Below are 20980 nucleotides of genomic sequence, written 5' to 3'. Positions count from 1 at the left end.
GACACGTTTGACGGGTACAAGGATTTTCATGAGAAAGCTCTTTCCTGGTTTTGAAGAGTGAAAGGCTTAGCGGGCAAGGCCCGCGAGCCGCTCGTTGATCAGTGCATGGGCCTGGTCCATGATGCCGGCGATCAGTTGCGCAACCGTAGGCACATCGTGGATCAGGCCCGCGACCATGCCGCAGGACCAGACGCCCGCGTCCATGTCGCCGTCGTGCATGATGCGCGGATAGACGCCGGCCACTTCGGGCGCGATGTCGGCAAAGGTGATGGCCGCACCCAGCTCGCGCTCTTTTTGCAGCAGGCGTTCGGTCGCCGCATTGCTCAGCACGCGCTCGGTGTTGCGCAGCGGACGCATGACCAGACGGGTGTCGAGCTCACTGGCCGCAACGATGGCCTGCTTGACCTTGGCGTGCACGGGGGCCTCTTTCGTGGCGATGAAGCGCGTGCCCATATTGATGCCTTCCGCGCCCAGCGCCAGCGCGGCCACCAGGGAGCGGCCGTCGGCCATGCCGCCCGAGGCGACAAACGGAATCTTCAGCTCTTCTGCCGCGCGCGGCAGCAGGATGAAGTTGGGGATGTCATCCTCGCCCGGATGGCCGCCGCATTCGAAGCCGTCCACGCTGATGGCATCGCAGCCGATGGCCTCGGCCTTGAGCGCATGGCGCACCGAGGTGCACTTGTGGATCACCTTGATGCCGGCTTCCTTGAGCGCGGGCAGCCATTTCTGCGGGTTGTTGCCGGCCGTCTCGACCACCTTGACGCCGCCTTCGATGATGGCTTTGACATAGCCCGGGTAGTCGGGCGGGTTGACCGAAGGGAGAAATGTCAGGTTGACGCCAAAGGGCTTGTCCGTCATCTCGCGGCAGCGCGCGATCTCGCGTGCCAGCAGCTCGGGCGTGCGCTGGGTCAGGCCCGTGATGATGCCCAGCCCCCCTGCGTTGGAGACGGCAGCGGCCAGCTCGGCCAGGCCCACATGGTGCATGCCGCCCTGGATGATGGGGTGCTTGATGCCAAAGAGTTCGGTGATGCGTGTCTTCATGTCCGTGTTACTCCACTGCAATGCCCTTGTCGCGGATCAGTTGCCCCCAGCGCGTGTAGTCCTGCTGGATGCGCTGGCCCAGCTGGGCGGGATTCTGGAAGTTGGCGATGGCGCCCGCATGGAGCAGCTTGCTCTGGACGTCCTTGTCGGCCAGTATCTGCTGGACTTCGGTGGCGATGCGCTCGACCACGGCCTTGGGCGTGCCCTTGGGCGCGAGCAGGCCGCCCCAGGAGACGGCGTCATAGCCCTTGATGCCCTGCTCGGCGATCGTCTTCGTGTCGGGCAGCATGCTCACGCGCTGGGGCGATCCCACGGCGATGGCGCGCAGCTTGCCGACCTGGATATGGGGCAGCGCAGCCACGAGGTCCGCATACATGATGGGCACCTGGCCGCCGATGGTGTCGGTGATGGCGGGCACGCCGCCCTTGTAGGGCACGTGCTGCATGTCGAAGCCGGCCATCTGCTTGAGCATCTCCATGCTCAGATGGCCGAAGCTGCCGGCACCCGAGCTGGTGTAGTTGAGCGGTGATTTCTGGGCCTTGGCGTGGGCGATCAGACTCTTGAGGTCGGTAACGTCGGGCAGCAGCGCAGGATTGACCACGATGACGATGGGCAGGTCATAGACCGTGGCCACGGGAGCGAAATCCTTGACGGTGTCGTAGCCGGCCTTCTTGTACAGATGGGGTGCCAGCAGCGTGGGCGTGGCCAGCATCATCAGCGTGTAGCCGTCGGCCGGACTCTTGGCGACCTGCACGGCCGCGATGGAGCCCGATGCGCCGGGGCGGTTTTCCACCACCACGGTCTGCTTGAGACGCTCGCCCAGCTTCTGGCCCACGATGCGCGATGCCGTGTCAGTCGGGCCGCCCGCAGGGAAGGGAACGACCAGGCGCAGCATCTTGCTGGGCCAGTCGGTCTCGGCCAGCGCGCCGCCGGCCATGCCGGCCAGCAGCGGCGCTGCGGCCAGGGCCAGAACGCTGCGCCGGGTGGCTCCGGCCTGAGGTGCGGTATTGCGCGTGTACATGAAGTCTCCTCTCAAAGCTGTCTCAGCAGTCGTCGGTAGCGGCCTGCTGCCGCAGGCCGGGAAAATCGGTCATCTCAGTGATCCATGGCGCTGCGCGCCACCCGCAACCTATGAAATTGTCGCGGCGCAAGCACGGGACACCGAGCAAGAGCCGCCTCGCAGCGAGGGTGTCGTCCCCCTCAAGGGGGAAGGCGCGGGGCCGCCCAGGCGAAGCGTCTCAGGGGGTTCAATCCAGTTTCGCGCCAGCCTGCTCGACCAGCGCTTTCCAGATCGGCATATCGCGCTGGTAGTTGTCGCGGAAGGACTGAGGGCTGTTCATCATGGGGATGAAGCCGGCGCCCGTAATGCGCTCCAGCACCTTGGGGTCCTTGATGATTTCGCGCAGGTGGCCGTAGAGCTGGTCCACGACCTCCTTGGGCGTGCCGGCTGGCGCGCCCATTGCCACCCAGCCGTAGATCGAATAGGCGTCGTCGGTCACGCCCTGCTCGAAGATGGTCGGCAGCTTGGGCAGGATTTCCATGCGCTCCTTGCCGGTCACGCCGATGGCCTTGAGACGGCCCGACTCAATGAAGGGGTTGGTGTTGAGCGCGCTGGAAAAGCACAGCTGCAGCTGGCCGCCGATCAGCTCCTGGATCATGGGTGCCTCGCCCTTGTAGGCAGCGTGGTTCATGTCGGCATCCATGGTCTTGCTCATATAGGCACCGGCCAGATGGGCATACGAGCCCACGCCCCAGGAGCCGTACGAGAGCTTTCCCTTATGCGCCTTCACATAGGCCAGCAGCTCCTTCATGTTGTTGGCCGGCACCGAGGGATGGACGACCAGTGTGACGGGCGCCGCCGCGACCTGGGTGATCAGCGCGATGTCCTTTTGCGGGTTGTAGGGCAGCTTGGTGTAGAGGAACTGGTTGATCAGCATGGAGGTGCTGAGCGACAGCAGCAGCGTATGGCCGTCGGGCGCTGCCTTGGCCACGGCCTCGGTGCCGAGGATGCCGGCCGCACCGGCCTTGTTGTCCACCACCACGGGCTGGCCCAGGCGCTTGGCCAGCACCTCGCCGATGGTGCGCGCCATGATGTCGGTGGCGCCCCCCGCGTTGAAGGGAACGACCACGCGGATGGGCTTGCTGGGCCATGCCAGCTTGCCGGCCTGTGCGAAGGCGCTGCTGGCGCCCGTGGCCAGCAGACTGCCGCCGCCGATGGCGGCCAGTCCTTGCAGAAGATCGCGGCGTGTGACTGGGATGCTCATGGTTTGTCTCCTATGAAGTCGCTGTCTTTGTTTGCCGTCTTGTGCGGCCTTTAAACTTGCTTTTCAGTTATTTTTGGCTCTATGAGATGTCCGCTGCCTGTGAGCCTGACACGGCCCAACGCAGCGACACCGAGCAAGGGCCGCCCCGCTGCGAAGGTGTCGCCGGCTGCCCGTACGCTCCCTCCCGCGAAGCGAGAGAGGGGAAGCCGCGCAGCGGCTCAGGGGGTGCTACATGAAGGCTCCGGGGGTAGCGTGAGAACGCCCTTGGCCTGCAGGTCCTGCAATTGCGCATCGTCTAGCGTGAGCAGGCGCTGCAGCACTTCGCGTGTGCCCTCGCCCAGCGTGGGCGGCGCATGGCGAATGGGCAGACGCTGGCCGTCCAGACGGTAGGGCGGCGCGAACACGGGCGTGGTGCCGGCCACAGGATGGGGCATGTCGCGCAGCAGGCCGCTGCGGCGCGTGCGATCGCTGGTCAGGGCTTCGTGCAGACCGGCCACGCGGCCGCAGGGAATGCCGGCGGCCGTCAGGCGCTCGAGCAGCAGATCGCGCGGGAAGCTGCCAATCAGCTCCTTGAGCATGGGCAGCAGCTCCAGACGGTTTTTGGCACGGTTGACGTTGGTGGAGAAGCGCTGATCCTCGACGATGTCGGGACGCAGCACGACCTGGCGGCAGAATTTGTCGAACTGGCTGTTATTGCCTACGGCGATGATCAACGGCCCGTCGGCGGCCTCGTACATGCCATAGGGCACGATGGAGGGGTGGGCATTGCCGTAGCGCTCGGGATCGTGGCCCAGTTGCAGGGCATCCAGGCCATAGTAGCCGGTGACCGTGATGCCGCTGTCGTACAGAGCCATCTCGATGAGCCGGCCCTTGCCCGTGCGCTCGCGGCGGAACAACGCTGCCAGCACGGCCTGGGCTGCATACATGCCGGTGACGAGATCCACCACGGCCACGCCGAACTTGAGTGGCGGCATGTTGGCATCGCCGTTGAGCGCCATCAGGCCCGCCTCGCCCTGGATCACCAGGTCGTAGCCGGGACGCTTGGCCTCGGGGCCGCTGCTGTCGTAGCCGGCCACGGCGCAATAGATCAGGTCGGGCTTGATTGCCTTGAGCTGTTCATAGCCCAGGCCCAGCTTCTCGGCGCCGCCGGTCTTGAAGTTGTGGATGAGCACATCGAACTGGGGCAGCAGTTCATGGAGGATCTTCACGCCCTCGGGTGTCTGCAGATCCAGCGTGATGGACCGCTTGTTGCGGTTCATGCTGTTGTAGTAGGTGGTCTCGGTCTTGCCGATGCGCATGCCCCAGTCGCGCGTATCGTCGCCACGGCCCGGGTGCTCGACCTTGACCACCTCGGCGCCGAAGTCGGCCAGTACCATGCCGCACAGCGGCCCGGCGAAGACTCGGGACAGATCGAGTACCTTCACTCCCTCCAGCGGGAAGTCGATGTCCTGGTTCTGTTCGGTATTGCTGTCGGCCATGAGCCTTGTCTCCTTGAAAATCTTGGTTTTGTCCAGCGCTCAAGCACGCAGTTTGGTGAAATCGGCGCTGCGCTTTTCGAGAAAGGCGGCAATGCCTTCACGGGATTCCTCGCTGCCCTGGGAGCGCACCATGTGCTGCGCTTCCAGCTCCAGCTGCTGCTCCAGCGTATTGCGCGGTGCCTGGCGGCACAGATCCTTGATCAGGGCCATGGCCTGGTCCGGGCCGGTCGCGATCTGGGCGGCCAGCGCGACAGCATCGGCCAGGGCCTGGCCGGGCTCAGCCAGGCGGTTGACGGGCCCCAGGGCGTGCAGGCGTTCGCCGCTGATGCGCTCGCCGCTCAGGCACAGCTCGGTCAATACCTGCCGCGAGACGAACTCGGCCAGAAAGGCCGTGGCACCTCCGTCGGGCGTCAGCCCCACCTTGACATAGGCCACGGAGAACAGGCTGTCGCGGGCGGCCACCAGCATATCGCAGGCCAGGGCCAGCGACAGGCCAGCGCCCGCCGCCGCGCCTTCGACGGCGGCGATGACGGGTTTGGGGCAGTCGCGCACGGCGCGAATCAGATCGTGCAGGCCTTCGAGCTTTTCTCGGCGCTGCTCCACGGGCAGTTCGCGGCGCCCGGCCAGTTGGCGCAGGTCGCCACCGGCGCAGAAATGACCGCCCTCGCCCGTGAGCACGACCGCGCCCACACTGGCGTCGGCCGCAGCATCCGCCAGCGCGGTCGTGACGGCCGCGTAGAACGCGGGCGACAGCGCATTGCGCGCAGCCGGGTTGTTATTGCTCAGCACCAGCACGGCACCTTCGCGGCGGGTCAGCAGTACTTCACTCATCTTCGTTCTCCCGTTTTAGGCAGCTCTTACCGCCTGTAGCCGCCCCACTCCGCCAGGGACAGCCAGCAAGGGCCTGGGCCGGCCACGCCGCCCCGCAGCGAGGCTGTCGTCCCCTTCCCTAGCGCGCAGCGCGTAGAGAGAGGGGGAAGGCGCGAAGCGACTCAGGGGGTGGCTCATTTCAGCCCAAGGCCATGAAACGCGCCAGGTGATGATCCTCGTCGCCAAACTGGTGGTCGATCATGATCAGGCGCTTGGCGTAATGCGCCAGCGGCAGCTCCCAGGTCATGCCGATACCGCCATGCATCTGTATGCTTTCCTCGGCCACCAGGGTCCCCACGGATCCCACGGTGTACTTGGCGGCAGACAGCATCTTCTCGCGCTCGGTGCCCTGGGCGTTGTCGATGGCATCGGCTGCATTGATGACGGTGGAGCGCACCTGCTCCACCTCCAGCAGCAGATCGGCCATGCGGTGCTGCAGCGCCTGGAAGCTGCCGATGGCAACGCCGAACTGCTTGCGCGTCTGCAGATACTCCAGCGTGCTCTGCTTGGCCACATCCATGGCGCCCAGCGCCTCGGCAGCCAGCGCCAGCAGGGCAAAGCCCTGAACATGCTCGAGCACGCCATGGCCCTGGCCCTCGGCACCCAGCAGCGCCTCCTCGGCCAGCTGCACATTCTCGAAAGTCAGCTCGGCGGCGCGGCCCCCTTCCATGCGGCTATAGCCACGCTTGGCGATGCCGGCGGCCTTGCCGTCGACCAGGAACAGGCTGATGCCGGCAGTATCGAACACGCCGCCTGCGGTGCGCGCGGACACCAGCAGCAGATCGGCTTTCTCGCCAAAGGCCACCACGCTCTTGGCGCCGTTGAGCACCCAGCCCGTGGCGGTCCTGGCCGCGGTGGCCGTGACCTTGTTGAGCTCGTAGTGGCTGCCCGGTTCGTCGTGTGCCAGGGCGGCGATCACGCCGCCGGCGATGATGTCATCCAGCTGGCGCTTCTGCGCATCGCTGCCGGCCGCAATCAGGGCCTGGCCCACGACCAGCGCGCCCAGCAGCGGCTCGGCCACCAGGCCGCGGCCCAGCGCCTCGAACACCACGCTGATGTCAAAGCCAGAGCCGCCGAAGCCGCCCTCCGCTTCGGGGAACAGCGCGCCGATTGCGCCCAGCTCGGCAAATTGCGCATACAGCGCGGGGCTGTGACCTTCTGAGCCATAGGCCAGCTGGTTGCGCTGCTCGATGCCGTACTGCTCGGCCACAAAGCGGTTCAGGCTGTCCGCCAGCATGCGGCGGTCTTCAGTGTGTACGAAGTTCATGGAAAATTCTTTCTACCCAACAAGAGACCCATATCGCTTGGCATGCCCCCCTTCGCGGGAGACACCGAGCTAGGGCCGCCCCGACGCGAAGTTGTCGTCCCCCTTGGGGGAAGGCGCGAAGCGACTCAGGGGGTTACAGGTTCACAAGCCCAGAATCATCTTGGAGATGATGTTCTTCTGGATTTCGTTGGAGCCACCGAAGATCGACAGCTTGCGGTAGTTGAAATAGTTGGCCGAGGCCGTGGCGGCCTCGTCGATGCCGCCCACGGGCGCCTGGTCATAGCCTTCGTACTGGGCCTCGTCGATATAGGGCACGGCATACACGCCCATGGCGCGGCGGATCAGCGACAGGATCTCCTGGCGGATCTCGGTGCCGCGGATTTTCAGCATGGAGCTTTCCGCACCGGGCACGCCGCCACCGGCCACGGCGGCGATCACGCGCAGGTTAGTCGTCTTCATGTTCTCCAGGTCGATCTCGACACGGGCCATGCGGGCGGCGAACAGCGGATCCTGGCTCAAAGGCTGGCCGTTCTTGTGCACCTTGGCGGCGATGACCTTGAGCTTGGCCAGGGCCGAGATGCAGAAGCCCACGCCCGCAATGCCGGTGCGCTCATAGGTCAGCAGATACTTGGCATAGGTCCAGCCCCTGTTTTCCTCGCCCACCAGATTCTCGACAGGCACCTTCACATCGGTGAAGAAGACTTCGTTGACTTCCTTGTCGCCATCCAGCGTGCGGATGGGACGCAGCTCCACGCCGGGACTGCTCATGTCTACCAGCAAAAAGCTGATGCCGGCCTGGGCCTTGGCCTCGCGGTTGGTGCGCACCAGGCAGAAGATCATATTGGCGTGCTGGCCCTGTGTGGTCCAGGTCTTCTGGCCGTTGACGATGTAGAAGTCACCATCGCGCACAGCCGTGGTCTTCACCGACGCCAGATCGGAGCCCGCGCCGGGCTCGGAATAGCCCTGGCACCACCAGTCCTGCCCACTCAGAATGCGCGGCAGCCAGTACTTCTTTTGCTGCTCGTTGCCGTACTTGATCAGCACCGGCCCCAGCATGTTCACGCCGAAGGGCACGATGCGCGGGCCGCCGGCCAGCGCGCATTCGGTGTCGAAGATGAACTTCTCGACCGCTCCCCAGCCCGGGCCGCCATGCTCCTGGGGCCAGTGATTCGCATACCAGCCGCGCTCGTTGAGGATGGCATGCCACTCATCCTGATCGGCCTTGCTCAGACGCTGGCCGGCCTTGATCTTGAGCGAAATATGCTTGGGCAGCTTCTCCTTGAGAAAAGTCTGCACCTCGGCGCGAAACGCCTCTTCCTGGGGGGTGAATTGCAAATCCATTGCTATTTCCTGGTAATCCATGGCGCGGCGCGCCTTTGCAGCCTCTGACACCGGCACGCTCTGAACCAGAGGCGCCGAGCAAGAGCCGTCTCGCAGCAAAGGCGTCGTCCCCCTCCCGAAGAGAGAGGGGGAAGCGGCGCCAGCCGCTCAGGGGGTGTTTAGTAAATCTCGAACAGGCCAGCAGCACCCATGCCGCCGGCAATGCACATGGTCACCACGCCCCACTTGACCTTGGGGTTGCGAGCCTTGCGGCGCTGGCCTTCGAGCAGGATGTGACCGGTAAGGCGTGCACCGGTCATGCCGAAGGGGTGGCCGATGGAAATCGCGCCGCCGTTGACATTCAGACGTTCGTTGGGAATGCCCAGCTGACGCTGGCAATACAGGGCCTGCGAGGCAAAGGCTTCGTTCAGCTCCCACAGGTCGATGTCATCCACCGTGAGGCCGTGGCGCTTGAGCAGCTTGGGCACGGCAAACACGGGGCCAATGCCCATCTCGTCAGGCTCGCAGCCAGCCACGGCAAAGCCGCGGAAAGCGCCCAGGGGCTTGAGGCCCAGACGCTCTGCCAGCCTGGCTTCCATCACCACGCAGGCGCTGGAGCCGTCGGACAGCTGCGAGGCATTGCCGGCCGTGATGAAGTTGCCAGGGCCCTTCACAGGCTCGAGCTTGCCCAGCCCCTCCAGCGTGGTGCTGGCGCGGTTGCAGTTGTCCTGGGTGGCCACCACGTCGCGGTAGGTGACTTCGCCGGTTTCCTTGTTCTTCTCCATCATGCGTGTGGAGCAGGCGATGATCTCGTCCTTGAACAGATCGGCGGCCTGGGCCGCAGCCGTGCGCTGCTGGCTTTGCAGCGAGAATGCGTCCTGGTCTTCACGCGTGATGCCGTAGCGCTTGGCCACCACATCGGCGGTGTCGATCATGGCCATGTACAGCTCGGGCTTGTGCTCCACCAGCCAGGGGTCCATGTCGGTGGGCAGATTGTTGCCGGCCCGGATGCCGGAGATGGTTTCGATACCGCCGGCCAGCATCACGTCCACGCCCTCGGCCACGACGCGACCCGCCGCGATGGCGATGGATTGCAGACCCGAGGCGCAAAAACGCGTGATCGTGGTGCCGGCGATCGACAGCGGCAGCCCGGCGCGCAACACGGTCTGGCGACCCAGATTGCGCCCCTGGAAACCGTCGGGGTTGCCGCAGCCCAGAATCAGGTCCTCGATCATTTCGGGATCGACACCCGAGCGCTCCACCGCCGCCTTGACGGAGAAAGCAGCCAGCTGGGCGGCAGGAGTGATGTTGAACTCGCCACGATGCGACTTGGTCAGCGGTGTGCGGGCGGTGGAAACGATAACGGCTTCACGCATGGTGCTTGTCTCTGTGAATGTTGAAAAATTATTTTGATAGCTGTCTTCACTTGTAAATCATTGAATTCAGATACTTTTCATACTGAAATCAATACCAATAAAGCGCTAGCAGCTCCTTTTTTAAATTAACCGCTCAAAAACTGGCACACCCCATCGGCGGACTGCCGAGCAAGGGCCTAGGCGGCCCCGCCGCCCCGCAGCGAGGGCTGTGTCCTCCTCCCGCGAAGCGAGAGAGGGGGAAGGCGCGGAGCGCCTCAGGGGGTATTACTTATTCAGGCTTTCGAAGTTCTTGCCCTCGGCCACCAGCTTCTGCAGCAGCGGCGCAGGCTTCCAGAACAGCGCATCTTCCTTGGCAAAGGCTTCGATATCGGCCAGCACCTTGTCAAGGCCCTGCATATCGGCCCATTTCATGGGGCCGCCGCGGTGGCGCGGAAAGCCGTAGCCGGAGATAAAAGTCACGTCCACATCCAGCGGGCGCAGCGCAATGCCCTCGCCCACCACCTTGGCGCCTTCGTTGACCATGGCGGCCATGTAGCGGCGCATGATTTCCTCGGCGGTGAACGGGCGCGGTGTCACGCCCTTCTTGGCGCGCTCGGCATCCACAATCGCAAGCACTTCGGGGTCGGGCTGACCGATGCGCGCGCCTTGCGGGTAGAGGTAAAAGCCGCGTCCCGTCTTCTGGCCGAACCAGCCCTGCTCGCAGATGCGGTCGGCAATCTCCACATAACGGGCCTTGGGGTCGCGCGTGGCAGCGCGGCGCTTGCGCGTGGCCCAGCCGATATCGCCACCGGCCAGGTCGGTGACCTGGAAGGGCCCCATGGCAAAGCCGAAACCGCGCACGGCCTCGTCGATCTCGTAGGGGCTGGCACCGTCTTCCATCAGGTAGTCGGCGGCCTGCTTGTAGGTGGCCAGAATGCGGTTGCCGATAAAGCCGTCGCAGACGCCGGCGCGCACCGGCACCTTCTTCATCTTCCTGGCCAGCTCGAAGGCCGTGGTCACCACATCGGGCGCCACCTTGGCAGGCACGACGATCTCCAGCAGCTTCATGATGTTGGCCGGGCTGAAGAAGTGCAGACCGATCACATCCTGCGGGCGGCTGGTGACGGCGGCAATCGCGTCGATGTCCAGATACGAGGTGTTGGTGGCCAGCACGGCGCCGCTCTTGCAGACACGGTCCAGCTCCTTGAACACGGCCTTCTTGACCTCCAGGTCTTCGAAGACCGCCTCGATCACCAGATCCACATCGGCAATTTCGTCATAGCGGGTCGAGGGCGTATAGCGCGCAAGAATAGCGGCCTTGGCCTCCTCGCTCATGCGACCCTTGGCGATCAGGCCGTTGTAGACCTTTTCCACGTTGGCCTGTCCGCGTGCGATGGATTCGGCATCGCGCTCGATCATGGTCACGACCAGGCCGGCATCCAGCGCCGAGACGGTGATGCCCGCGCCCATGGTGCCGCCGCCGATGATGGCAATCTTGCTGAAGGCGCGTGGCTGGGCGGCACGGGCTTCGGGAATCTTGGCCGTCTCGCGCTCGGCAAAGAAGGCGTGGATCAGGCCGGCACGCTGCGGGCTGTCGATACAGGCCAGAAACTGGGTACGCTCGAACTTCAGGCCTTCGGCAAAAGGCAGATCCAGCGCGGCCTGCACGCAATCGATGATCTTCAGCGGCGAAAACAGACCGCGCGACTTCTTGGCCGTGTCGGCACGCAGCGCATCGAGTTCTGCCTGGGCGGCGGCCTTGTCGGCCAGACGACCCGGCGTGGCGCTGACGGGACGCAGCGGCGCGCCCTGCGCCAGCAACTCACGCGCATAGGCCAGGCCCGCAGCCACGGGGTCCGTGCCATCGTCCGGCTTGTCCACCAGACCGGCAGCCAGTCCGGCTTTGGCACCGATCTGCTGGCCGCTGAGCATCAGCTCGGTTGCGGCCTTCACGCCCATCAGGCGCGGCGCACGCTGGGTGCCGCCAGCGCCGGGCAGCAGACCCAGAGAGACTTCGGGCAGACCCAGCTTCGCGCCAGGCAGCGCCAGGCGGTAATGCGCCGACATGGCGATCTCCAGACCGCCGCCCAGTGCCGCGCCGTGGATCACGGCCACCACGGGCTTGCTGCAGGCCTCGATACGGTTGCAGACATCGGGCAGGAAAGGCTGGACCGGGGGCTTGCCAAATTCGCGGATATCGGCACCGGCGATGAACGCCTTGCCCTCGCCCACGATGACCACGGCCTTGACCGCGGCGCTGGCATCGGCCTGCTCCATGGCCGCCATCAGCCCCTGGCGCACGGCAGCGCCCAGCGCATTGACGGGCGGATTGTTGACGCTGACGAGCAGGACGTCACCGTCTTGCCTGAGTTCGACGACAGAGGTGCTGGCTTGGGCGGTCATGCGTGTCTCCTGAATCTCTTTATGGAATGGGCTTTATTCTTACGACGACAATGTTTTCTAACAATCCCATGAATCATTGACAGACTGTCAAAGGAAATTGGACAAACACGCCATGGACTCCCAATCGCTGACCCTGCTGGTCGAAATCATCGATAGCGGCAATCTCAGTCAGGCGGCGCGCAAGCTCAAGATGACGCGCGCCAATGTGAGCTATCACCTGACCCAGCTGGAAAAATCCGTGGGCGTGCAACTGGTCAAGCGCACCACGCGCCGCGTGGAGCCCACGGAGATCGGCATGCGCCTGTACGAGCACGGGCGCAACATCCACAACGAAATGCTGGCCGCACGCGAGGCCATCACGGCGCTGGGCCAGAGCCTGCAGGGGCGTGTGGGCATCAGCGTGCCCAGCGGCTACGGCCAGATCGTGATGAGCGAGTGGCTGATCGAGTTCAAGCGCCTGTACCCGGGCATCGTGCTCGACGTGCTGTTCGAGAACCGGGCCGACAATCTGCGCGACGATGTGGACATCATCGTGCGCGTGATCCAGGAGCCGCCGCTGTCCCTGGTGGCGCGCAGCCTGGGCACGGTGCGCTACCTGGCCTGCGCCTCCCGTGAATATGCGCAGACCCACGGCCTGCCCAGAACCCTGCATGCACTGCGCGCCAGCCCGCTGATCACCGCCGGCGTCACGGGGCGGCAATTGCGCCTGGCCGCCTATCTGGGCACCGAGCGCCACGAGGTGATGCTGGAGCCCACCATGATCTCCGAGCATTTCCCTTTTCTTCGCGACGGCATCCTGGCCGGCCTGGGGGTAGGCCTGGTGCCCGACTATGTGGTGCAGGACAAGCTGGCCACGGGCGAGGTTCTGAGCACGCTGGATGAGTACCGGCTCAGCATTTTCGGCACCCACATGTATCTGCTCTACCTGCCCAACCGGCATCAGACCAAGGCCGTGCGTACCTGCATCGATTTTCTGCTGGCCAAGGCCCAGCCCGAAGCCACCCGGCTGGCCGCGATGCCCCAGCCCTGAGCCGCAATGCAAAACGCCAGCGCGCAGCCTGGCGTCTTCATTCGGAAAGAGGTCCTGGAATGTCTTTGCGTTCTCAGGACAGCCTGCGGCTCAGATTCTGCTGGCGCCAGCTGCTGGGGCTTTGCTGAAAATGCTTGCTGAACCAGCGCGTGAATGAGCTGTTCTCGGCAAAGCCGGTCTGGGCTGCCGCTTCGCTCACCGACAGCTGCGGATTCTGCAGCGCACGCAGCGCGGCCTGGCTGCGCACGGCGTCCAGCGTTTCCTGAAAGCTGGTGTTCTGGGTTTCCAGGTGCCGCTGCAGCGAACGGGCCGTATAGCCGAGCGCGCCGGCCACATGGGCAATGCTGTGGCGGCCGTGGGGCAGCAGCGACTGCAAGGTGCTACGCACCTGCTGCTCCAGCGATCTGGCCATGGGCCGCGGTGCATGGCTCTCCATGAGGCTGCGGGCGTGGCTCTCCATCAGGCTGTCGTGATCGGCATCGACGGCCTCCAGATCTTCGTTGCTCACCACGATGCCATCGAAGTCCGAGCCGAACACGATCTCGCTGCCCAGCACGCGGCGATGGCTCATGGTGCTGCCCGGTGCGCTGTGCGAGAAGTGGATGCTGGCCGGGCTCCAGTGCTTGCCCAGCTGATAGCGGCACAGACTCATCAGCGCCGTGATGCCCAGCTCAACCGGGTGGCGCCCCGGACTCTCGCGCTCGGTATCCAGGTTCAGCTGGATGATGGAATAACGCCCCTGGGTCACAACCTCCGTGCCCACGGTGGTGCTGATCATGTGGTCATAGTCCTTGAAGGTCTTGAGCATGCTGGAGAGGCTGGCCTGGTGCTGCAGCAGCAGGCTGATCGGCCCGAAGTCGGACAGACGCCAATGCGAGCCCATGAGCAGGCCCAGCGACGCCTGGCCGGCCTGGGCGGACGAAGCCTCGAGCAACTGCGCAAACGCCGCTTCGGGAACCATGAGGTCGGGAGAGCTCAGACAGCTGTGATCCAGCCCCACCTGGCGGAACATGCGCAGCGGATCGATGCCGAGCTCATTCGCCACCTTGGCGTATTTGCACAGGCTCACACTTCGGATACGGGGCTTCATCGTGACCAGGAAAACGGTTGACCCGGGTACTGCGCAACAGGCCCGGATTTCATGGATGGAAACAGGCCTCAAGGGCAACCTGCATTTCGGGTGTTGATGTGTATCAATATCACGACAAGCAGTCAATCAATGGATACCAGTAGATCACGACAGATATGACGGTTCGGCGCGCAGATACGCCCACTTCATGACACCCCAGGCCCGCCCCTAGGGTTTTCCTTGCACCCACCCAAGAGGGCAACAAGCTGACGCGATCGGTCAAGCCCTGCGGCCGTTGCTGCGCCGAGAATTTTTCCATCAGACGGCGGCGCCCTGCATCAAGGCCTTGCCGGGTACTTAGGAGAAGACCATGAAAGTCGAACAACTGACCTGCAGCATCGGCGCTGAGGTTTCCGACATCCACCTCGGCGATGCGTCCCGCGACAAGGGCCTGGCCGAGGAAATTCGCGCCCTGCTGCTGCAGCACAAGGTGCTGTTCTTCCGCGATCAGGACATCACGCGGGCCGAGCATGTGGGCTTTGCCCGCCACTTCGGCGATCTGGAGGACCACCCCGTGGCCGGCAGCGACCCCGACCACCCCGGTCTGGTGCAGATCTACCGCAGCGAAAAGCGCGAAAACTACGAGAACACCTATCACAGCGACGGCCAGTGGCGCGAGAACCCGACCATGGGCTGCGTGCTGCGCTGCATCGAAGGCCCGGCCGTCGGTGGCGACACCATCTGGGTCAATATGGCCGAGGCTTACCGCAATCTGCCCGAAGACATCAAGCAGAAGATAGCCGGCCTCAAGGCCAAGTCCAGCATCGAGCATGGCTTCGGTGCCGTCATGCCCGAAGAAAAGCGTCTGGAGCTGGGCCGCCAGCATCCCCCGGTCGAGCATCCCGTGGTGCGTACCCACCCCGAAACCGGCGAGAAGGTTCTCTACGTCTGCAGCTTCACCACCCACTTTGCCAACTACCACACGCCCGAGAACGTGCGCTATGGCCAGGACAAGACGCCCGGTGCCAGCATGCTGCTGAACTACCTGATCAGCCAGGCGGCCATCCCTGAGTACCAGGTGCGCTTTCGCTGGAAGCCCGGCAGCGTCGCCATGTGGGACAACCGCTGCACCCAGCATTACGCCGTGCAAGACTACTGGCCCGCCGCGCGCAAGATGGAGCGCGCAGCCATCATCGGTGACAAGCCTTTTTGAGCGAGCCATCTGAGCCACTTTTCTGACCAGCCATTACAGCCACCGGCGCCGTCGCCGTCGCACAGCGGGGCTGCACAAAAACAATAGCTGGTATCGCTTGCTTACTCTCGAAAGCAAAGACATAGCTGCCTGAAACGCTTTGAAAACAAGCGCAGGCAGCTATTATTTTTTCCTCATCTCCAACAGCCTGAACGCCCGGCTCGCCAGGCCCTGACCGGCTCTGTCTTGCGTCGGCCGCACCGCGATGCCTGGCGCGCATACCGTGCCCCTTTCCGGTTGGCAGGGCCTGACCCGGCCCAGGCGCTTTCGGGCACCGGCATCAGGCCCGACCCCGACCTTGCCGCAGCCATTCTTGCGGGCCTGCCACACCATCATCCGGACATGAAAAAGGCCTCCAGATGGAGGCCTCTTGCGCATGTCGGTTCAGATTCGGCAAAGCCGGCTCCGGAGGATCAGGAGGTCTTCCTGAGGAAACCCTGGTTGGCACCGGGCCGGTTGGGCGCAAAGCCGTTGGCGGCCAGGCTTTCCTCCACGCTGTCGTAGAACACGCCGATCTTGCTGATCTCGCGCGCCTGCCTGGCGGTAGCGACAGGGCGGCCGAATTCGCGCGAGATGCGCACCAGTTGCTCGATCTGCGAGACGGTGCTGGCCTTCTCGGTGCGCGTCTGGTTCCACAGACAGTCTTCGGTGCCGCAGCGCACATGCAGACCGGCGGCAATGCCCCACATGTTCACGGGCAGCACGTTGCGCACATTGCTTTCCACGGTCAGCACGGCGCCATCGGGCACGGCGCGCACAAAGTTGGCCAGACTGTACAGACTGGGCGTATCCATGCCGCCGGCAATCGCCACCCAGTTCATGACCAGCGGGCCCATGTAGAAGCCACGGCGCATCAGGCGCTCCACCGACTCGAAGCTGTTCAGGTTGTAGCACTGGAAGGCGCTCTGGATGCCGGCCTTGGTCAGGCGGCGCACATGCTCCTCCACCCAGCCCGGCTGGGCGGGCACGGTCATTTCCTTGTAGGCATTGAACAGCGTGGGATTGGCGCGCGAGGTGCCCGCGAAGTCCGCATCTTCGGCCTGATCGGTCACGTTCATCTGCGAGGTGTTTACCGTCACCGTCACCTGATCGGGCACCGGGTCCAGATCGGCCAGCATGTGGCGGGTGTCGTCAGAGAGCCATTTGGCCGCCTGACCTTCGTCTTCGGGAGCAAAGCTGATGGAGCCGCCGACCTGGATGATCATCTCGGGCACGGCCTTGCGCACGCCGGCGATCAGTTCGTTGAACTTGGACAGGCGCTTGCTGCCCTTGCCGTCCAGCTCGCGCACATGCAGGTGCAGCACCGTGGCGCCCGCGTTATAGCAGTCCACGGCTTTCTGGATCTGCGCCTCCATGCTGACGGGAATGTCTTCGGGGAAGTCCGAAGGCAGCCAGCCCGGAGCATAGGGCGCCGCAGTAATGATCAAGGGTTGCTGGTTTTCGGGGAACAGGTGGCCGTCGAGAAAGTTCATGACATGTCTCCAAGTGAATGCGGGCTTCGACGCACAGCCACGGCCTCGGCTTGCCCATCCTGTGCACTGCCGCCAGGCATTCAGAAGACATGGGCAACACCGGCCGGCAGGTACCGGATCGTCGAAATTGAAAGCAATTTCACTGTAGGAGAGCTGTCCGCAAAGCGTTTGCCCCAGGACGCTCAAAGCTTGGCAAAGTGCGCCAGCGCATGCGGGCGCCCCGATGCGCCCTTGGGCCGGACCGACTGGGCCCGTCACAGCTGTGCCGCGACAATGAATGCCGCCCGCCAGCCTTTCGCAGCCTTGCCTAGCCGCGCCAGGCAGCCTCGATGACGGCGATATCGATCTTCCTCATCTCCATCATGGCTTCAAAAGCCCGTTTGGCCGCCGCGCGGTCCGGGTCGGCAATGGCTGTGGTCAGCACACGCGGCGTGATCTGCCAGGACAGCCCCCAGCGGTCCTTGCACCAGCCGCACTGACTCTCCTGGCCGCCATTGCCGACGATGGCATTCCACAGCCGGTCCGTTTCCTCCTGATCGTCGGTCGCGACCTGAAACGAAAACGCCTCGTTGTGCTTGAAGACAGGGCCGCCGTTCAGGCCCAGGCAGGGGATTCCCATGACCGTGAATTCGACCGTCAATACATCGCCCTGCTTGCCGGACGGGTAGTCGCCCGGTGCGTGGTGAACCGCGCCCACGGCGCTGTCGGGAAAAGTCTGGGCGTAAAACCTGGCGGCTTCCAGTGCCTCGCTTTCGTACCAGAGACAAATCGTGTTTTTGCTGACCATCTTGGCTCTCCTGAACAGGGACTGATGAATGTCTGCAAACCCCGCAGACCGCAAAACCCTCTCGCCGATGCGCCGATGCATTGGAAGAGTTCGGCGTCTGTGCATTGAAGCCGCATTTCCTCACCTCTTCAATCCCCATGTCAGTCGGTGCAGGACCATCCCCCCCCCGATATAGCCATGGCGTCCCTGCTCTCACGAAGACACCGGAAATGGATCAGGCCGCATCAGCCTTGCCGGTTTCAAGGCCGGTCAAGGCCACCCCAGGAGCCACGCCAGTCCGCCCTGCTGTCGCAGATCCGGGCTCAGAAACAGTCCCTCAGCACCGGCCCGGCCTTGCCTCGCTAGCGCACACCAGAGCAATCGAATCTGTTTTATATCAAGCAGATCTCTTTCATTTTTGTCTAGTCATATAATTGACTACACATATATAAGACTCAATCCTTGAAACCTACGATTTGTTGACGTCATGAAATTCACTCTGAACGGCCAGGAAGTGGACGCGCAAAGCGCCACTGCCGACACACCTCTTTTGTATGTGCTGCGCAATGACATGCAGCTCAACGGCCCCAAGTTCGGCTGCGGCCTGGGCGAATGCGGTGCCTGCGCCGTGCTGATCGACGGCAAGGTGGCGCGCTCCTGCTCCGTGCCCCTGAAGGCGGTCGACGGCAAGAAGGTCACCACACTGGAAGGCCTGTCGCCTGACGCCAGCAAGGCCGCCAACGCGCAGGCCCTGCAGGACCGCGCCGTGCTGGATGTCAGCGCCGCCGAGACAAAGGCACCGGCCACCGCACGCACCTACACCCTGCACGTGGTGCAGCAAGCCTTTGTCGATGCACAGGCTGCGCAGTGCGGCTATTGCACCAACGGAATGATCATGGCGCTGGTCGCCCTGTTCAACCAGCAGCCCAAGGCCAGCGACGAAGAAATCAGGCACGCCCTGTCCGGCCATCTGTGCCGCTGCGGCACCCATGTGGAAATCATGCAGGCTGCCGCCCGCGCCCGTGAGCTGATTGCCAAGGGCCACAGCCCGGCCCTCCCCGCCGCCGGCGCATCCACCACCGCAAAGGCTGCCTGATCATGAAATTCTTCACCAAAGACAATCACGCTCAACTGACCCGTCGCCAGTTGCTCAAGGCCGGCGGCATGCTGATGGTCGGCTCCGTGGCAGGCGGCCATCTGCTGATGGCCCAGACCGCCCCCGAAGCGGCTGCCAAGGGCGCTTTCCCCATTCCCTCGGCCAAGCTGGTGGACAGCTTCATCGCGATTGGCGCCGACGGCTCCGTCACGGCCTACAACGGCCACGTGGACCTGGGCACGGGCGTGCGCACGGCTCTGGGCCAGCTGGTGGCCGACGAGCTGTATGTGGACTTTGCCGCCGTGACCATGGTGCTGGGCCACACCGCCCGCACCCCGGATCTGGGCCCCACCATTGCCAGCAACACCATCCAGGTATCGTCCCTGCCCATGCGCCATGCCGCAGCGCAGGTGCGCCAGCTGCTGATCAAGCTGGCCAGCGAAAAGTCCGGTGTTCCCGCTGACCGCATCACCACCCAGAAAGGCTTTGTCATCGCCGGCGGCAAGCGCTACGGCTATGGCGAACTGGTTCAGGGCCAGGATCTGCAGATCGAGGTCGACGACAAGATCGAGCTGCGCAAGTCCGGCTTCGAGTACATCGGCAAATCGGTGCAGCGCGTGGACATCCCCAACAAGGTGCTGGGCGCGCTGACCTACATCCACGACCTGCGCGTGCCCGGCATGCTGCACGGCCGCGTGATCCGTCCTCCCTACACCGGCGCCGATGCCACGGCTCCGCTGGGCTCCAGCCTGGTGTCGGTGGACGAGAAGTCCATCGCCCATCTGCCCGGCATCGTCAAGATCGTCGTCAAGGGCGACTTCGTGGGCGTGGTGGCCGAGCGTGAAGAGCAGGCCATCGCTGCCATGCGCCAGCTCAAGGTCACCTGGAAGGAATGGAGCGGCCTGCCCGATATGTCGCTGAGCGGCCTGCACCAGACCCTGGTGGACCACGCCAAGACCGACCGCGTGCTGCAGGAAGACGAAGGCGCGTTGCAGGCCATCGAGCAGGTCAAGACTGCGCTGACCCGCGACTATGTCTGGCCCTATCACGCTCATGGCTCCATCGGCCCGTCCTGTGCAATTGCCGAAGTGGGCAACGGCCAGATCCAGGTCTGGACCGGCTCGCAGAACCCTCACGACGTGTGCAAGGACATTGCCAAGCTCATGGACGTGAATGCCGACAACATCAACGTCACCCGCCTCGAAGCCTCCGGCTGCTACGGCCGCAACTGCGCGGACGACGTCTGCTCGGACGCCGTGCTGATGTCGGCCGCCGTGGGCAAGCCCGTGCGCGTGCAGCTGATGCGCGAGCAGGAAGCCGGCTGGGAGCCCAAGGGCACGGGCCAGCTGATTCGCGTGCGCGGCGGCCTGGATGAGCAAAACAATGTGGCCGCCTACGAGCTGCGCACCTGCTACCCCTCGAACAACGCCTCGGCGCTGGCCCTGATCCTCACGGGCAAGGTGTCCGCCAAGATCGATGCCCAGCAAATGGGCGACCGCACTGCCATTCCGCAGTACGAGTACCCCAAGATGCGCGTGATCTCCCAGGACGCCGTGCCCATCGTGCGCGCCTCGTGGATGCGCGGCGTCTCCGCCCTGCCCAATGTGTTCGCCCATGAGTCCTGGATCGACGAATGCGCCTACCTGGCCAAGGCCGACCCCATCGAGTACCGCCTGCGCTATCTCAAGGACCCGCGCGCCGTGGCGCTGATTGCCGAGGCCAAGAAGCAGTGCAACTGGCAGGAAGGCCCGGCGCGCCGCAATGCGGCTGCTGACGATCAGCGCCTGGTCAAGGGTCGCGGCTTTGCCTATGCCCGCTACTTCCACAGCAAGTTCCCCGGCTACGGTGCGGCCTGGGCGACCTGGGTGGTCGATGTGACCGTGGACCGCGAAACCGGCGAAGTCAAGGTCGACAAGGTCTTTGTCGCCCAGGACACCGGCGCCATGGTCAACCCCGCAGGCGTGCGTCATCAGGTGCACGGCAACGTGGTGCAGTCCACCAGCCGCGTGCTCAAGGAGTTCGTCACCTTCGACAAGAGCGGCGTCACCTCCGTGGAATGGGGCGGCTACCCCATCCTGCGCTTTGACGAGCTGCCCGAGATCGACTCGCTGCTGGTCGAGCGTCCCAACGAGGCGCCCATGGGCGCCGGCGAATCGGCCTCCGTGCCCAGCGCGGCCGCCGTGGCCAACGCCATCTTTGACGCCACCGGCGTGCGCCTGCTGGAAGTGCCGTTCACGCCCAGCCGCGTGCTGGCCGCGCTCAAGGCTGCCAAGAGCGGCGCCGCCTCGTCCAAGTGA

At 64.3% G+C, this 20980-nt stretch carries 16 protein-coding genes; 4 read left to right on the top strand and 12 right to left on the bottom strand.

Annotated features, from left to right (window positions below; translation table 11 throughout):
* Window positions 1-66: 66 nt before the first annotated feature.
* The 9 genes from CTATCC11996_RS03050 to CTATCC11996_RS03010 all read right to left on the bottom strand — a co-directional run bounded on the left by CTATCC11996_RS03050 (window position 67) and on the right by CTATCC11996_RS03010 (window position 11998).
* The gene (locus CTATCC11996_RS03050) at window positions 67-1041 is read right to left on the bottom strand and encodes an NAD(P)H-dependent flavin oxidoreductase (RefSeq protein WP_003072936.1); all 975 of its coding nucleotides are present in this window, start codon (window positions 1039-1041) and stop codon (window positions 67-69) included.
* Between the two features lie 7 nt (window positions 1042-1048).
* Window positions 1049-2062 carry a Bug family tripartite tricarboxylate transporter substrate binding protein gene (locus CTATCC11996_RS03045; protein ID WP_003072934.1) on the bottom strand — a complete coding sequence of 338 codons (1014 nt, stop codon included), beginning with the start codon at window positions 2060-2062 and terminating at the stop codon, window positions 1049-1051.
* Between the two features lie 226 nt (window positions 2063-2288).
* Window positions 2289-3305 carry a Bug family tripartite tricarboxylate transporter substrate binding protein gene (locus CTATCC11996_RS03040; RefSeq protein WP_003072931.1) on the bottom strand — a complete coding sequence of 339 codons (1017 nt, stop codon included), beginning with the start codon at window positions 3303-3305 and terminating at the stop codon, window positions 2289-2291.
* Window positions 3306-3523: 218 nt separating this feature from the next.
* On the bottom strand, window positions 3524-4783 hold the full coding sequence (locus CTATCC11996_RS03035) for a CaiB/BaiF CoA transferase family protein (RefSeq protein WP_003072928.1): 1260 nt from the start codon (window positions 4781-4783) through the stop codon (window positions 3524-3526).
* Window positions 4784-4822: 39 nt separating this feature from the next.
* The gene (locus CTATCC11996_RS03030; RefSeq protein WP_003072926.1) at window positions 4823-5614 is read right to left on the bottom strand and encodes an oxepin-CoA hydrolase, alternative type; all 792 of its coding nucleotides are present in this window, start codon (window positions 5612-5614) and stop codon (window positions 4823-4825) included.
* Between the two features lie 178 nt (window positions 5615-5792).
* Complete coding sequence (locus tag CTATCC11996_RS03025) at window positions 5793-6920, bottom strand: acyl-CoA dehydrogenase family protein (protein ID WP_003072924.1); 1128 nt, start codon at window positions 6918-6920, stop codon at window positions 5793-5795.
* Between the two features lie 141 nt (window positions 6921-7061).
* Entirely contained in the window at window positions 7062-8261 is a 1200-nt protein-coding gene (locus tag CTATCC11996_RS03020) for an acyl-CoA dehydrogenase family protein (RefSeq protein ID WP_003072922.1), read from the bottom strand.
* 158 nt (window positions 8262-8419) lie between these two features.
* Window positions 8420-9616 carry an acetyl-CoA C-acyltransferase gene (locus tag CTATCC11996_RS03015; RefSeq protein ID WP_003072920.1) on the bottom strand — a complete coding sequence of 399 codons (1197 nt, stop codon included), beginning with the start codon at window positions 9614-9616 and terminating at the stop codon, window positions 8420-8422.
* 264 nt (window positions 9617-9880) lie between these two features.
* Complete coding sequence (locus CTATCC11996_RS03010; protein ID WP_003072919.1) at window positions 9881-11998, bottom strand: 3-hydroxyacyl-CoA dehydrogenase NAD-binding domain-containing protein; 2118 nt, start codon at window positions 11996-11998, stop codon at window positions 9881-9883.
* Between the two features lie 112 nt (window positions 11999-12110).
* Here CTATCC11996_RS03010 and CTATCC11996_RS03005 point away from each other — a divergent pair, with 112 nt between their 5' ends.
* Window positions 12111-13028 carry a LysR family transcriptional regulator gene (locus CTATCC11996_RS03005; protein WP_003072917.1) on the top strand — a complete coding sequence of 306 codons (918 nt, stop codon included), beginning with the start codon at window positions 12111-12113 and terminating at the stop codon, window positions 13026-13028.
* A 73-nt stretch (window positions 13029-13101) separates the two neighbouring features.
* On the opposite strand, the gene CTATCC11996_RS03000 is transcribed toward CTATCC11996_RS03005, so the two are convergent.
* On the bottom strand, window positions 13102-14118 hold the full coding sequence (locus CTATCC11996_RS03000; protein WP_034348099.1) for an AraC family transcriptional regulator: 1017 nt from the start codon (window positions 14116-14118) through the stop codon (window positions 13102-13104).
* A gap of 349 nt (window positions 14119-14467) precedes the next feature.
* Between CTATCC11996_RS03000 and CTATCC11996_RS02995 the strand changes: the two genes are divergently transcribed.
* A complete protein-coding gene (locus CTATCC11996_RS02995; protein WP_003072912.1) occupies window positions 14468-15310 on the top strand; it encodes a TauD/TfdA dioxygenase family protein in 843 nt (280 codons plus the stop codon).
* 452 nt (window positions 15311-15762) lie between these two features.
* Here the strand turns inward: CTATCC11996_RS02995 and CTATCC11996_RS02985 are convergent, their stop codons facing one another.
* On the bottom strand, window positions 15763-16821 hold the full coding sequence (locus tag CTATCC11996_RS02985; protein WP_003072908.1) for a beta-keto acid cleavage family enzyme: 1059 nt from the start codon (window positions 16819-16821) through the stop codon (window positions 15763-15765).
* 307 nt (window positions 16822-17128) lie between these two features.
* Entirely contained in the window at window positions 17129-17608 is a 480-nt protein-coding gene (locus CTATCC11996_RS02980) for a VOC family protein (protein ID WP_003072906.1), read from the bottom strand.
* A 466-nt stretch (window positions 17609-18074) separates the two neighbouring features.
* On the opposite strand from CTATCC11996_RS02980, the gene CTATCC11996_RS02975 reads away from it, so the two are divergent.
* Window positions 18075-18683, top strand: coding sequence for a (2Fe-2S)-binding protein (locus tag CTATCC11996_RS02975; RefSeq protein WP_003072903.1), 609 nt, complete (start codon window positions 18075-18077; stop codon window positions 18681-18683).
* Window positions 18684-18685: 2 nt separating this feature from the next.
* Window positions 18686-20980 (top strand): xanthine dehydrogenase family protein molybdopterin-binding subunit, encoded by a 2295-nt coding sequence (locus tag CTATCC11996_RS02970; protein WP_003072900.1) that lies wholly within the window; start codon window positions 18686-18688, stop codon window positions 20978-20980.

Origin of the sequence: Comamonas testosteroni ATCC 11996 (assembly GCF_000241525.1) — a bacterium.
In the GTDB taxonomy this organism is placed as follows: domain Bacteria; phylum Pseudomonadota; class Gammaproteobacteria; order Burkholderiales; family Burkholderiaceae_C; genus Comamonas; species Comamonas testosteroni.
This window is presented reverse-complemented; position numbering and strand designations above follow the sequence as displayed.